Below are 12,447 nucleotides of genomic sequence, written 5' to 3'. Positions count from 1 at the left end.
GCGGGGAGGACCCGAAACGGCGCCGCGCACTTATCATCAAGGGCAGGATGACGACAGAGGCGGCGGGCGCTTCCGACCTGCGGCGCCGGATCCAAGGCCTGGAGGCGCGCGATGTCCAATTGTGGGGAATCGCGCTCCTGCTGTTGCTGGTGGTGGCGGCGGGCGTGGTGGGCATCATCCTTCCCAATCTGGCCTGGAACCTGGGGATGCTGCGCGCCGACGGGCGCTACCTGCCGCAACTGCTGTTCGGATTCATCGCGCTGGTGATTCTGGCGAACGTGTACGTCATGCAGCAGCACTTGCGCGTGCGGAAGGCCCGCGAGGAACTGATCGACCAGGTACTGCGTAACGAGGCATTGCAGTGGGCGTCGCTCACCGACGCCCTGACGGAAACCTTCAGCCGTCATTACCTGACGCACGTCCTGCCCCGGGAACTGAGCCGGTTGGAGCGCAGCGGCGATCCCCTGACCCTGCTGATGATGGACGTGGACGAGTTCAAGCGGGTCAATACCCGTTTGGGACATCAAGCCGGGGACCGGTTGCTGGCCGAGGTGGCGCACGTCCTGCGCCGCACCTTGCGCAACTCCGACACGATCATCCGCTACGGCGGAGACGAGTTCCTGGCCCTGCTGTGGGAAACCGGGCTGCGGGAGAGCGAGCGGGTGGTCGAGCGCGTGCATGCGGCGGTGAGGGCCTGGAACGAAACCCACGGCCACGATGGCTATCGCATGAGCCTGAGTTGCGGCTTGGCGGAGTACTTACGCGGAAGACCGGTCGAGGTCACAGTCGAGGCGGCGGATCAGCAAATGTACCGGCACAAGGCCCAGCGGGTGAGCTAACGCTAAGAGAATGCTGGACTCTGCAATGGCGTGGTAACCGGCGGTAACAGGGCAGGGTAACTTTGGGTATCTGGCGAGGCGAGGGTGGCCCGGCTAGAGTGAACAACGTTATGCAACCAGACTCTCTCCTGGTGACTAACGATCCGCGTGTGGAAAGCGTGCTACGGCGGCTGCTGCGCGACGCGGACATGCGGCTGGACGTCTCGCCCAGCCATCCCGCCGCCCAGGACCTGCTGGCCAGCCGGAAGTTCCACGCCATCCTGCTGGACTGCGACGACCTCCATGCCGCAGAGGAGTTCCTGAAGCGGTTGCGGCAGCACCCGGTGAATGGGCGCGCCATCGTGTTCGCCATCCTGAGCGGGAGCGCGAAAGGCGGGGCCGCATTCCGCATGGGAGCCCACTTTGTGCTGGACAAGCCCATCAGCACGGAGCGTGGTGCCCGCACCCTGCGTGCCGCCGGCAGCCTCATCCGGGCGCGGGCGGAAGCGACAGCGTAGAAAGGCAGCAGTTAGCAGTTGGCTGCGGCGCGGAGTTACCGAAGTTATCTGGGCGACTTTGACGCGGACCTCTACCTTCAGAACATGGCCCTCCATGCCCTCCTGTTGAGCCGCGATCCCCAGGTTCTGGGACCGATGCGGCAAATGCTGGCCGAAGTGCGCGCTGAGGTGGAAGTCTGCACTTCGCTGCGCCAGGCGGCCCGCCTGCTGGAGCGGGAGCGCTTCGACGCGGTGGTGGTGGATTGCGATGACATGGATGGCGCCGCCGACCTCCTGATGGAGTTGCGGCATGCGGCGGGCAACCGGCGGGCGATCCGCTTCGCCATCCTGAACGGGCTTACCAGCGTGGGAACCGCCTTCCGCATGGGCGCCAACTTCGTGCTTGACAAGCCGCTGTGCCGGGAACGCACGACGCGCAGCCTGCGCACGGCGGCAGGGCTGGCGCAGCGGGAGCGGCGGCGCTACGACCGCTACCCCGTGGATCTGGCCGTTTCGCTGACGCTGCCGGGGGCGCACGCCGTCTATGCGCGCGCCGCCAACCTGAGCGAAGAAGGCATGCTGCTGGAGACCGTGGACCCCATCCCGGCGGGCAGCCGGCTGGAGATCCGCTTCGACTTGCCGGGAAAAAGAACGCCGGTCGAGGCCCGCGGCGAGGTGGCATGGAGCGACCGGCAGGGCCGGGCGGGCGTCCGCTTCCTAGAGATCCTGCAGATGTCGCGTCTGCAGTATCGCCGCTGGCTGGAGGAGAAGACCGCGCCGGAAGCGCCGCAGTTTTTCGTGGACGCTACGCGCCGGGCGTGCTGACCTCCACACTCAGCCCTCAGCCTTCAGCAATCAGGATCCAGCAAAGACTTTCAGGCCAGCACCGCGGCGGGTTGGGCCACTTCGTCCCAGGTGACCTCCTCCCAGAGCGAGCGGTCGCGGAGGAAGAGCGAAACCAGGGCGGTGTGCATGGCATGGCCGGCGCGGTCGGCCACCACGCGCCCGATGATGCGGCGTCCCACCAGGGCCAGGTCGCCGATCAGATCCAGCACTTTGTGTCGGACGAATTCGTCGGGGAAGCGCAGCGGACCGTTTTCCACACCCTCGCGGGTGAGCACGATGCAGTTCTCGACCGTGGCGCCGCGAATGAGGCCCATGTTGCGCATGGCCTTTTCCTCGTGGCGGAAGCCGAAGGTGCGGGCCGGTGCGATCTCGCGGCTGTAGGCCTCGCTTTCGGCGGCCGCGTCCATTCCCACCCCTCCCAGAGCGACTTCGAAAAACTCCCGGCCAATGAGAGGATGTGGGAAGTTGATGCGGTAGGAAACGGAATAGCGGTCGGCAGGATAGACGGCGATGAACTTGTCGCCGTCGCGCAGCTCGATCTCTTTGCGGACACGCAGGTAGCTGCGTTTGCGGCGCTGGCGCTTGAGCCCGGCGCGGCGCACCATCTCCACGAACGGCAGCGCGCTGCCATCCAGGATAGGAAGCTCGAGGTTGTCCAGCTCGACGATGGCGTTATCCAGGCCCATGCCGATGAACGCCGAAAGCAGGTGTTCGGTGGTGGAGATGAAGACGCCTTTTTTCATCAGGCTGGTGGCGTAACTGACGCGGGCCACGTTGCGCCCAGTGGCTTCGACTTCGAAGCCGTCCAGGTCCATGCGCCGGAAGACGACACCAGCACCCGCGGGCGCCGGCAGGATACGCAGGTCGACCTGCGCGCCGGAGTGTAGTCCGACGCCGCGACATCCCACGGGCTCACGGATTGTCTGCTCGAAAAGCAAAGGCAGAGGCTGCCAGGCGACTACTGCTCAATGGATTAGAGCACTTTCCGAGAGCTTGCGTCTGTGGCAGATTTGCCACAGTTCGTGGTTTTCGGGGCGCAACTTCCCGGCTTTGTCCCTAGCGGGGTGGGTAGGTCTTTGGCGCCTCGTACGTAACTTTGGCGGCGAACTGGGAGTCCGCGACGCCGGTGTTGTAGGTGACGCTGTCGTAGAAGTACTGGCGGGTCATCTCTCCGTCGCGCGTACGCTGCACGCGCATGGGCGTCTGGATGCCCTGGATGGATTTGTAGTTGGCGAAAATCTCACCCTCTTCGATTTTCTCGCGCGTGTGCGGGTCGCGATAGGTGTAGGAAAGGCGGACGGGCAGTCCGGTTTGGGCGTCGAAGAACAGGCTGACGTCCTGATTCCTGGGGTTGACGAGTGTGACTTTATCGGCCGGGTTGCGGTCCACGATGACCGTGCCTTCGTGGAACAGCAGTGTTTTGGGGTCGCTTAGCCAGAGGCGGAAGACATAGTCGAGCGAGCGGTCGCGGCGGCGGATGTGCTCCTCAAGGTCGGGCGGATCGACGTGGCGAGTGCCGTGGTAGGTGATGTCGAAGCCTTCGTCGCCGTTGAAGATGACCACCCATTCGGCGCCCTTGAAGAACTCGTAGCGCTCCTTGCCGGGCCACTTCCAGATGCGGCGGAAGTCGCCGCCCACGCCCACCGGCCGGCCGCGGTAGAAGCGGCTGGTGCGGCCGTGCTGCACGCGGTCGGTGAATTCGAGGAAAGCCTTGCCGCCCAGCGCCTGGAGGGCGCGGTCCAGAACCGCACGCGCCTTTTGCGTGTTGGCGGCCGCCGCGGAGTTGGCCGAGGTCGGGGCGGAAGCGGGCGGCACAGCCTGCTGCCGGGCCGCGGCCAGCGTGGCCGTGAGGGCCATCACCAGCAGCAGACGAATTGGGGAGCCGACGAGCATGTGACAGACTGTAGGACGCAGACTTTGGCTGTGCCGCTGCCTCATCCCACCAGCACCGACCCTCCGTTGATGTTGAGAATCTCGCCGGTGATATAGCCGGCGTGCTCGGTGCACAGGAACAGGATGGGTCCGGCGACCTCTTCCGGGGTAGCCAGCCGTCGCAGAGGCTGCGCGGCCAGCACCCACTCGCGCGACTTGGGGTCGGCCAGGGTGGGCGCGACCATCTCCGTGGCCACCCAGCCGGGCGCCACGCTATTCACCAGGATGCCGTGGGGCGCAAGCTCGGTGGAGAGCCCCTTGGTCAGGCTGATGAGCGCGCCCTTGGTGGCGGAGTAGTCCACGTGGAAGGCCTCGCCGCGCTGGCCTGAAGTGGAACTGACCAGCACGATGTGCCCGCCTTTGCCCTGCCGCTTCATCTGGGCCACGGCGTGCTTCACCAGGCCGAAGACGCTCTCCAGGTTCACGGCGAAAGTGCGCTTCCAGTGCTCCTCGGTCATTTGCTCGATGGGGATGTCCTCATGCGGCCAAATGCCGTGGTTGGCCACCAGGATGTCGAGCCGGCCGAAGCGGGCAACCGTTGCTTCGACCAGCGCCTTGGCCGGGCCTTCGCTTGCCAGATCGCTCTGCAGGGCGGAGCAGCGCTCCGCACCGCATTCTTTCACCAGCGCCTCGGCAGCGGCGCGCGCTCGCTGGTAGTTGAACATCACCCGGGCCCCCGCCTGGACGAACATCCGGACGGTGGCCGCGCCGATGCCGCGCGAGCCCCCGGTAATCAGCGCGACCTTGCCTTCCAGGCTTAGCGGGACCATGGGAATCTTCTAGTTTAACCACAGAGGACACCGAGGGCACAGGGACAGATTGAGGGCGGCAGGCAATGTGGTCTGCTACTTGACCTTGCCTTTGGCGGGCCTGGCAAATTTCGACGGTGGCAGGCCCTCCGGTTCACCCTGGGCGCGGGGACTTTCGTGCCATTCGCGGGCGGCTTCCACCAATGCAGTGAACAAGGCCCGGGAGCAAGGATCCTCGTCGGCGGTGCGCTCCGGGTGCCACTGCACACCGATGAGCCAGTGGTCGGGCTCAGTGCCCTCCACGGCTTCGACGATGCTGTCGTCAGGGCAGCGCGCGGAAACCCGCAGGCCGCTGCCTGTCTTCTTCACCGCCTGGTGATGGCTGGAATTCACTTTGAACTGCATGGCGGTAAAGTCGGGCGAGGGATAGAGCTCGGTATTCGGGGCGTCGGAAAGGATCTTGGCCAGCCGTGAGTCGGGTGCGACGCTCACGGTGTGGGCTTTTTTCACTCTCCGCCCGGCATCGTGCTTCACGCTGCTCTGGATGTGCTGCACCAGGGTCCCGGTGCGCCAGACGTTCAGCGCCTGCAGGCCATAGCAGATGCCCAGCAGCGGCTTGCGCATGTTGTGCACATCCTGCAGCAGCAGCTCGTCGACGGCGTCGCGCGCCGGGTCGGCGGGATTGGTGTGCGGGTCGCGCCTGGCGCTGTACTTCTGCGGGTCGAGGTCGGCGGAGCTGCCCGGCAGCAGCACGCCGTCGCAGCGCTTCAGCAGTTGCGCGACTTCTTCCTGGCTCTTGTCCAGGGGGATGACCTCGACCTCGCCTCCGGCCTGCTCGACGGCTTTCTTGTACTGCGGCAAGGCGCGGTCGTCGTAGTCCTTGTCGGAGGAGTGGGGAACAGGGATGGCGATGCGAGGCTTCATGAAGAATCAGCAGTCAGCAATCAGCATGTAGCATTCAGCCACTTCGCGGGGCGACCGCTTCCGAAGGTTGAACACGCGGATCGGGAACTTCCGCGCACGAATAGTATAGGTCTTCAACCGCCTTTTGCACTTTGAGGGCGAGGGCGTCCATGTCGCGCGGCACCAGGCCGGCGGTGGAGATGGGTTCGCCCACCAGCATCAACAGACGCCGCGGCATGATGTGGAAGGTGTCCATCGGGAGCGCCTCGTAAGTGCCGACTAAGGCGATGGGAACCACGTCCGCCTGCGCCTTGATGGCGGCGTAGAAGACGCCCCCCAGGAAGGGGATGATTTGGCCCGAGGCCGAGCGCCCGCCCTCGGGATAGACCACCAGCGGCATGCCGGCCTTCAGCGTCTCGGCGGCGCGGTTCAGGCTCCGCATGGAAGCCAGCGCGTTCGAGCGGTCGATGGAAACCTGGCCGGAGCGCCGCAGATGCCAACCCATGAACGGGTAGTGGAACAATTCCTCCTTGGCCATGATGCGGAACTGGAAGGGCAGGTGAGCGTACACCACGGGGATGTCCAGCGCCGAAAGATGGTTGACCGCGTACATGTAGGGCTTGGAAGTATCGATCTTGTCCAGACCCTCGACCGTCACCGGGCACATGGCCGTCTTCAGGATGAGCCACGACCAGGTGCGCGCGAACCAGTGCTGCACGCGGCCGCTCGAGTCGAAAAGCGAGGAAAGAAGCGAAAGTGTGCCGAGAATAACGGTGTAGAGATAGATCAGATTGTTGAGGATGAGGATGGAGCGTAGAAGACTTAAAGTGTGTCGGAGCTTGTTGGTTCGCTTGGCCACGGAAGTGGATCGATTGAATCATTGAATCATTTGGTCATTGAATCATTGAAAAGCAACCCGGTCGTCTAAGACCCAACGGTTTTCCACTGATTCACTGATTGACTGATTCAATGGTCTCTATCGCTTCGCCGATAATGTAAATGGAGCCGGCCACGACGACCAGCCCATCCGGTCCGGCGAACTGAAAAGCGCGGCGCAGGGCAGCGGGGACGTCGGGTTCGGCGGCAATCTCCTGGCCCAGGCGCGCCGCGGCGGCGCGCACCTCATCGGGCGTGGCCGAACGCGGGTTTTGCGCGCGCGTGGCGACAACATGGGCAGCCACGGGGAACAGGATCTCGGCCATCTCGCCGATGGCCTTGTCCCGCATGGCCGCAAAGACCAGCGTGACCGGCTGCTCACCCGCCAGCTCTGAAAGCGCTGCCCGCAGCGCCCAGGCCCCGGCCGGGTTGTGGGCGGCGTCCAGCAGCACTGCCGGGCGGCCTGCCGCGGCGGGCAGCATCTCCAGGCGGCCCCGCCAGCGGGTTTCGCGGATGCCGCGCTCGACGTCACGCGCGGTCAGCGCAAAGCCTTGTGCATTGAGTTCAACTGCGGCCGCGATGGCCAGCGCCAAGTTGCGAAGCTGGTGGCGGCCGGCGAGAGGGGAATCGACGGTGATGGTCGAGCCGAGAACTTCAAGGGGATAATGCGAGCGAAAATCAGTTTCCCGTTTCCAGTTGCGAGTTTCCAGTTCCGATCCCGGCGAAACCGGTGGCACGTAGGGCACCGCGTTCACGCCACGGGCGTCGCGCTCCAGGATGGTATTGCCCAGCACGTCATTCGCTTCCGGATGCTGCGGCAGCGTCACCACCACGCCGCCCGGGCGGATGATGCCCGCCTTCTCGCGCGCGATCTCGGCGATGGTGTTGCCGAGGAACTTCTGGTGGTCGAGCGCGATGTCCGTGATGACGCTGAGGACGGGCTCGACTACATTGGTGGCGTCCAGCCGCCCGCCCATGCCGACTTCGAGCACGGCCAGCCGCACGCCGGTCCTGGCGAAGTGCTCGAAAGCCATGGCCGTCAGCATCTCAAAGAAGCTGGGATGCCAGGGCAGGGAGCCCGCCGTTACCAGCTTCTGCGCGGCTTCCTCGACTCGTTCGTGCGCCTTGGCAAACTCGTCGTCCGAAATCTCTTCGCCCATCACGCGAATACGTTCGTTCACGCGCAGCAGGTGCGGCGAGGTGTAAAGGCCGGTGCGGTGGCCTGCGACTTCGAGGATCGAGGCAAGCGTGGCCGCCGTCGAGCCCTTGCCGTTGGTGCCGGCGATCAGCACACTGGAGAACTTGCGCTCAGGATGAGCGAGCGCCTCCAGCAGCACCCGCATGTTCCCGAGGTCGAACTTGTGTGAGGGCGTGGCGTGCAGTTCGTGGCCGAGGGCGAGCAGGCGTTCAACGGCAGCGGCGTAGGACATGAAGCAGTGGTCAGTGGCCAGCGGTTAGTTGCCAGGGGTGATTTTAGCGGATGAGAGCCTGATTGCTTATCGCTTGCCGCTTATTGCTTATCGCTGTAGCGAATTGCCAATTACTAGTGGCTCGGTTTCCCGTTCGCCATCATGAAGTTCAGGGCGCGGGCGATATAGGCCTTCATCTCCTTGCGGTGGACCACGCCGTCGAGCATGCCGTGCTGCAGCAGGAACTCGGCGCGCTGGAAGCCTTCCGGCAGCTTCTGGCGGATGGTCTGCTCGATGACGCGCGGCCCGGCGAAGCCGATGAGCGCGCCCGGCTCAGCGATATTCAAGTCGCCCAGCATGGCGTAGGAAGCGGTGACGCCGCCGGTGGTCGGGTCGGTGAGCACGGAGATGTAGGGCAGCTTGGCTTCGTCCAGGCGGGCGAGCGCGGCCGAGATCTTGACCATCTGCATCAGGCTGACGACGCCTTCCATCATGCGCGCGCCACCCGAGGCGGAAACGATGATGAGCGGCTTCTTCTGCTCGGTGGCCCGCTCGATGGCCCGGGTGATGGCTTCGCCCACCACCGCGCCCATGGAGCCCCCGATGAAGCTGTACTCCATCGAGCTCATGATGACCGGCCGCCCCTCGAGCGTGCCGGCGGCGTTGATGACCGCGTCCTTCAGCCCGGTGACCGACTGCGTCTTGCGCAGGCGCTCGGCGTAGGAGCGGACGTCCACGAACTTCAGCGGGTCGGTGGAAGCCAGGTTGGTGTCGAAGGTCTCGTACTTGTCATCGTCCAGCAACAGGGCCAGGCGGGTGCGGGCGTCGATGCGGAAGTGCCGGTCGCACTTGGGACAGACGTTCCAGTTGGCTTCCAGGTCCTTCTTCCAGATGATCTGGCGGCAGCCTTCGCACTTCACCCACAGCCCTTCGGTGCGGACGCGCTTCTCGCCCGTGGGCTCCAGGTCTCCGGTTTCGCGTTTGAACCAAGCCATCGAAAGACAGTTGCCAGTGGTCAGTGGCTAGTTGTCAGTAACTGCAAAAGCAAACTCTGCACCATGAAATCCGTACTCAATAGCCGGCGGTTGCCAGGGGTCAGTGGTTAGTTGCCATTAAACTGCAAAAGCAAAGCCGTCACCGCGAACTCTGTACCCGCAACTTGCCACTCGGTACTCAGTATTCTATGCCCCGCTGCGCCATCACGCCCTTCTCGTAGGCATGCTTGACCTGGCGCATCTCGGTGACGGTGTCGGCCAGCTCGACGATTGTCGGATGCGCGTTACGCCCCGTCAAGATGACGTGCACCATCTCCGGCTTCTTTTTCAGTGTTTCCACGACTTTTGCCGGGTCGAGCATGCCGTAGCTGATGGCGTAGTTGATCTCGTCCAGGATCACCAAATCCCAGTCGCCCGAGAGAATGGCCTTCTCCGCCTCCGCCCAGGCCTCGGCCACCATGCGCACGTCTTCCGGGTCAGGCTCGGCGCCACCCACCTTCACAAAGCCACGGCCCATCTGCTTCATCACGAACTTGTCGCCGAAGGCCTGCACGGCATCCAGCTCGCCGTAGTGCCACGAGCCCTTCAGAAACTGCAGCATCAGGACTTTCATGCCCTGGCCGACGGCACGCAAGGCGGTCCCCATGGCGGCGGTGGTCTTGCCCTTGCCGGGACCGGTATGCACGATGATCAGACCGCGGCGAACGTCAGCCATGACGCCGGTTCCTCGTTTCCCGTTTCTCGTTTTTCGTTTTTCGAGAGGATTTTGCCTGCCACTGGCCACTGACCACTAGCCACTGCTTCTGTGGTACGGATGCCCATGCAGGATTGTAAATCCCCGGTAGAGTTGTTCGAGCAGGACGACGCGCGCCAGTTCGTGTGCCAGGGTGATCTTGCCGAAGGAGACCACGAGGTCGGCGACGTGGCGCGTGTTGTGAGCGAACCCGTCGGCCGGGCCGACGGCGAAGATCAGGTTCTGGGCGCCGCGCTGCTGCTGGTCGCGCAGCAGGTCGGCGAAGTCCTGGGAGGTGAACTGCCGCCCTTTCTCGTCCAGCACCACGAACGTCGGCCGTGTGCGCCCGCTGGATTTTTCCACCAGCTTGAGCAGCGCGGCTTCGTCGGCCAGCTCATGGGGCTCGGTGGGCGTGTAGCGTCCCAGCCGCTTCAGATACTCCTCGGTCAGCGCGCGGATGGCGCTTTCTTTCGTCTTCCCGATCCAGGCGATGTGGAGCTTCACACGCAGTTCTCAGTTCCCGGTTCTCAGTTCTCAGTCTTTGGGAGACGCACTATGCTACCAGCCCGGCTTGCCAAGACGCAGAGCCGCGCGGCCGCGTAAAATCGAGCCTCTCCCGAAATCGCCCATGGAGACCCTGCTCAAGGTCGGGCTGGTGGTCATGGTGGTGGTGCCGCTGGCCATCTCCGGCGCCTGGCTGTGGAACCTCGTGGCGCAGCGGCGCCGCACGGCGGGCATCCGGCGACGCTCCCCGTTATCGCCGGAAGCCTTCTTCGCGACCTACTACCAGAGTTCCGGGCTGCCAAAAGAAGTCGTGTTCAAGCTGCTGGAGGACCTGGAGCGGGCCACCGGCGTGCCGCGCACACTGCTGCGGCCGGACGACCGTCTGTGGGAAGGCAGCGTGGTGGATGAATCGCTGTTCGACTCGCTGCACACGGTAGCGCTCGAGACTGCGTTGCAGGAAATCTCCGAGCAAGCCGGCTGCCGCATCGAGCTCGCTCAGCTCGAGACCGTGGACGCTTATATCCGCACGCTGGGGCCGTGGGAGGCGAAGCAACACCTCACCACGGAGACACGGAGGCACGGAGATTGATGAGATCATCCACGAAATAAGATCCGTGTCATCCGCGTTGATTCGCGGCCAAGCAGTTTCAATCCAGCCCGTACTTCTTCCGCTTTTCCAACAGAGTCTTCCGGCTGATGCCCAGGATCTCCGCCGCCTTCGACTTTTTCCCTCGCACCGCGTCCAAGACTTCCGCGATATAGGCGCGCTCCATCTCTGCGAGCGTCATGCGGCGCTCCCGGCCTTCGCGCACGGTGGCAGGCAGATCTTCCGGCTGAATCTCGGGAGCAGTTCCATAGACCACCGCGCGCTCGATCAGGTTGCGCAACTCGCGCACGTTGCCGGGGAAGCTATACCGTTCGAAGGTGTGCAGGGTCGCCGGTGCCAGGCGCATCCCGGCACGGCGATGGGTCTCGGCCAGCGCCTTCAGGAAATGCAGAGCGAGCGGACGGATGTCCGCCGGCCGCTCGCGCAACGGCGGAATAACCAGCGGGATCACGTTCAAGCGGTAGAACAGGTCTTCGCGGAAGCTGTGCCGCGCGACGGCATGCTCCAAGTCGGCGCTGGTAAGCGCGATGATACGGGCGGCGAGGCGGAGGGGGCGGTCGCCGCCGAGGCGCTCGCAGCGTTTTTCCTCCACGGCCCGCAGGATCTTGGCCTGCACGGCCAGCGGCAGCGCCGCCACTTCATCGAGCACGATGCTGCCGGCGCCGGCCATTTCCAGCCGCCCGCGCTTCATCTGCGTGGCCCCGGTGAAAGCTCCGCGCTCGTAGCCGAACAGTTCGCTCTCCACCAGCTCCGGCGGCAGGCTGGCGCAATCGATCTTCACCAGGGGCTCCGCGCGCCCCGCAGAAAGATAGTGCAGCAGCGTGGCCAGCAGGTCCTTGCCTGTGCCGCTCTCGCCGCGGATGAGGACGGTGGAGGAACTCGCCGCCACGCGCTTCACCTGCTCCAGCAGGCGTACGGATTTCGGATCGGCGGCGATCCAGGTGTGCAGGATCTCCGAAGCGCCGGCGCTCCTGCCGTCGCGCGGCATGGCGATCAGCGCCTCCGGCGGCTTACCGTTTTGCGCGGCTTCGCCGCACGACGCGCCCCGGTACGAGCCCGCGGCACAGCGACCTTCAGCGTCGCCGGGTCCAGCCGCCGCGCCGACTTCCACAGCCGCTCCAGGTCGTAGTAGTTGCGCGCCCGCTCGCTGAACACGTGCACCACGAAGTCCACGTAGTCCAGCAGCACCCACTCGGCCTGGTGGTAGCCCTCGACGTGCGTGGGCCGCAGCCCCGCTTTCTCCAGCTTTTCTTCCACTTCGTCCGAGATGGCCTGGATCTGGCGCGGGTTCAGCCCCGTGCACAAAACGAAATAGTCGGTGAAGGCCGACGCCGCAGCGTCCATCTGCAGCACGGTGAGGTTTTCAGCTTTCTTCGATTGGCAGGCGGCGATGGCTTGGGCGACCTGGCGGCGGATCTGCGCGGTGCTCATTCGTGTATATGTGGGCGTGACCAGTATAGCGTGAGCGACTGGACGGCGTGGCCGCGCGTCAGCGAGAAGTGCCTTGCCACGGATGAACACGGATTACACGGATGCAAACTCCACCAGGGCTGGTCCTTCGCGTTGCCGGAGCCCGCC

General features: G+C 64.7%; 15 protein-coding genes. 4 read left to right on the top strand and 11 right to left on the bottom strand.

Annotated features, from left to right (window positions below; genetic code table 11):
- Positions 1-47: 47 nt before the first annotated feature.
- The 3 genes from VNK82_13925 (at position 48) to VNK82_13915 (ending at position 2,140) form a co-directional block, all read left to right on the top strand.
- The gene (locus tag VNK82_13925) at positions 48-839 is read left to right on the top strand and encodes a GGDEF domain-containing protein (GenBank protein HXE92051.1); all 792 of its coding nucleotides are present in this window, start codon (positions 48-50) and stop codon (positions 837-839) included.
- A 149-nt stretch (positions 840-988) separates the two neighbouring features.
- Positions 989-1,336, top strand: a complete 348-nt coding sequence (locus VNK82_13920) for a hypothetical protein (GenBank protein ID HXE92050.1) — start codon at positions 989-991, stop codon at positions 1,334-1,336.
- An 84-nt stretch (positions 1,337-1,420) separates the two neighbouring features.
- Entirely contained in the window at positions 1,421-2,140 is a 720-nt protein-coding gene (locus VNK82_13915; protein HXE92049.1) for a response regulator, read from the top strand.
- 50 nt (positions 2,141-2,190) lie between these two features.
- Here VNK82_13915 and lpxC read toward each other — a convergent pair whose 3' ends face one another.
- The 9 genes from lpxC to VNK82_13870 form a co-directional block, all read right to left on the bottom strand.
- Positions 2,191-3,099: a UDP-3-O-acyl-N-acetylglucosamine deacetylase gene (gene lpxC / locus VNK82_13910; protein ID HXE92048.1), complete on the bottom strand. Its 909-nt coding sequence runs from the start codon at positions 3,097-3,099 to the stop codon at positions 2,191-2,193.
- Between the two features lie 118 nt (positions 3,100-3,217).
- Positions 3,218-4,054 carry a hypothetical protein gene (locus VNK82_13905; protein HXE92047.1) on the bottom strand — a complete coding sequence of 279 codons (837 nt, stop codon included), beginning with the start codon at positions 4,052-4,054 and terminating at the stop codon, positions 3,218-3,220.
- Positions 4,055-4,095: 41 nt separating this feature from the next.
- A complete protein-coding gene (locus tag VNK82_13900) occupies positions 4,096-4,863 on the bottom strand; it encodes an SDR family oxidoreductase (GenBank protein ID HXE92046.1) in 768 nt (255 codons plus the stop codon).
- A 75-nt stretch (positions 4,864-4,938) separates the two neighbouring features.
- On the bottom strand, positions 4,939-5,766 hold the full coding sequence (locus VNK82_13895) for a gamma-glutamyl-gamma-aminobutyrate hydrolase family protein (protein ID HXE92045.1): 828 nt from the start codon (positions 5,764-5,766) through the stop codon (positions 4,939-4,941).
- A 34-nt stretch (positions 5,767-5,800) separates the two neighbouring features.
- Positions 5,801-6,604 carry a lysophospholipid acyltransferase family protein gene (locus VNK82_13890; GenBank protein ID HXE92044.1) on the bottom strand — a complete coding sequence of 268 codons (804 nt, stop codon included), beginning with the start codon at positions 6,602-6,604 and terminating at the stop codon, positions 5,801-5,803.
- Positions 6,605-6,695: 91 nt separating this feature from the next.
- Positions 6,696-8,051, bottom strand: coding sequence for a folylpolyglutamate synthase/dihydrofolate synthase family protein (locus tag VNK82_13885; protein ID HXE92043.1), 1,356 nt, complete (start codon positions 8,049-8,051; stop codon positions 6,696-6,698).
- Positions 8,052-8,164: 113 nt separating this feature from the next.
- Complete coding sequence (gene accD, locus VNK82_13880) at positions 8,165-9,025, bottom strand: acetyl-CoA carboxylase, carboxyltransferase subunit beta (protein ID HXE92042.1); 861 nt, start codon at positions 9,023-9,025, stop codon at positions 8,165-8,167.
- 178 nt (positions 9,026-9,203) lie between these two features.
- The gene (gene cobO / locus VNK82_13875; protein HXE92041.1) at positions 9,204-9,809 is read right to left on the bottom strand and encodes a cob(I)yrinic acid a,c-diamide adenosyltransferase; all 606 of its coding nucleotides are present in this window, start codon (positions 9,807-9,809) and stop codon (positions 9,204-9,206) included.
- A gap of 6 nt (positions 9,810-9,815) precedes the next feature.
- Positions 9,816-10,262 carry a 23S rRNA (pseudouridine(1915)-N(3))-methyltransferase RlmH gene (locus VNK82_13870; protein HXE92040.1) on the bottom strand — a complete coding sequence of 149 codons (447 nt, stop codon included), beginning with the start codon at positions 10,260-10,262 and terminating at the stop codon, positions 9,816-9,818.
- 124 nt (positions 10,263-10,386) lie between these two features.
- Here VNK82_13870 and VNK82_13865 point away from each other — a divergent pair, with 124 nt between their 5' ends.
- Positions 10,387-10,851: a hypothetical protein gene (locus VNK82_13865; protein ID HXE92039.1), complete on the top strand. Its 465-nt coding sequence runs from the start codon at positions 10,387-10,389 to the stop codon at positions 10,849-10,851.
- 58 nt (positions 10,852-10,909) lie between these two features.
- Here VNK82_13865 and VNK82_13860 read toward each other — a convergent pair whose 3' ends face one another.
- Entirely contained in the window at positions 10,910-11,857 is a 948-nt protein-coding gene (locus VNK82_13860) for a sigma-54 dependent transcriptional regulator (protein HXE92038.1), read from the bottom strand.
- A gap of 5 nt (positions 11,858-11,862) precedes the next feature.
- Positions 11,863-12,300: a ribosome silencing factor gene (gene rsfS / locus VNK82_13855; GenBank protein HXE92037.1), complete on the bottom strand. Its 438-nt coding sequence runs from the start codon at positions 12,298-12,300 to the stop codon at positions 11,863-11,865.
- Positions 12,301-12,447: the final 147 nt, after the last annotated feature.

The sequence above is a fragment of the Terriglobales bacterium genome, assembly GCA_035573675.1.
Taxonomy (GTDB): Bacteria; Acidobacteriota; Terriglobia; order Terriglobales; family Acidobacteriaceae; genus DATMAB01.
This window is presented reverse-complemented; position numbering and strand designations above follow the sequence as displayed.

Excerpts from the sequence above, each read along its gene's own strand:
- VNK82_13925 (HXE92051.1), top strand. The coding sequence starts at position 48 with ATGACGACAGAGGCGGCGGGCGCTTCCGACCTGCGGCGCCGGATCCAA.
- VNK82_13915 (HXE92049.1), top strand. The coding sequence starts at position 1,421 with ATGGCCCTCCATGCCCTCCTGTTGAGCCGCGATCCCCAGGTTCTGGGA.
- VNK82_13905 (HXE92047.1), bottom strand. The coding sequence starts at position 4,054 with ATGCTCGTCGGCTCCCCAATTCGTCTGCTGCTGGTGATGGCCCTCACG.
- VNK82_13900 (HXE92046.1), bottom strand. The coding sequence starts at position 4,863 with ATGGTCCCGCTAAGCCTGGAAGGCAAGGTCGCGCTGATTACCGGGGGC.
- VNK82_13895 (HXE92045.1), bottom strand. The coding sequence starts at position 5,766 with ATGAAGCCTCGCATCGCCATCCCTGTTCCCCACTCCTCCGACAAGGAC.
- VNK82_13885 (HXE92043.1), bottom strand. The coding sequence starts at position 8,051 with ATGTCCTACGCCGCTGCCGTTGAACGCCTGCTCGCCCTCGGCCACGAA.
- accD (HXE92042.1), bottom strand. The coding sequence starts at position 9,025 with ATGGCTTGGTTCAAACGCGAAACCGGAGACCTGGAGCCCACGGGCGAG.
- VNK82_13865 (HXE92039.1), top strand. The coding sequence starts at position 10,387 with ATGGAGACCCTGCTCAAGGTCGGGCTGGTGGTCATGGTGGTGGTGCCG.
- VNK82_13860 (HXE92038.1), bottom strand. The coding sequence starts at position 11,857 with ATGCCGCGCGACGGCAGGAGCGCCGGCGCTTCGGAGATCCTGCACACC.
- rsfS (HXE92037.1), bottom strand. The coding sequence starts at position 12,300 with ATGAGCACCGCGCAGATCCGCCGCCAGGTCGCCCAAGCCATCGCCGCC.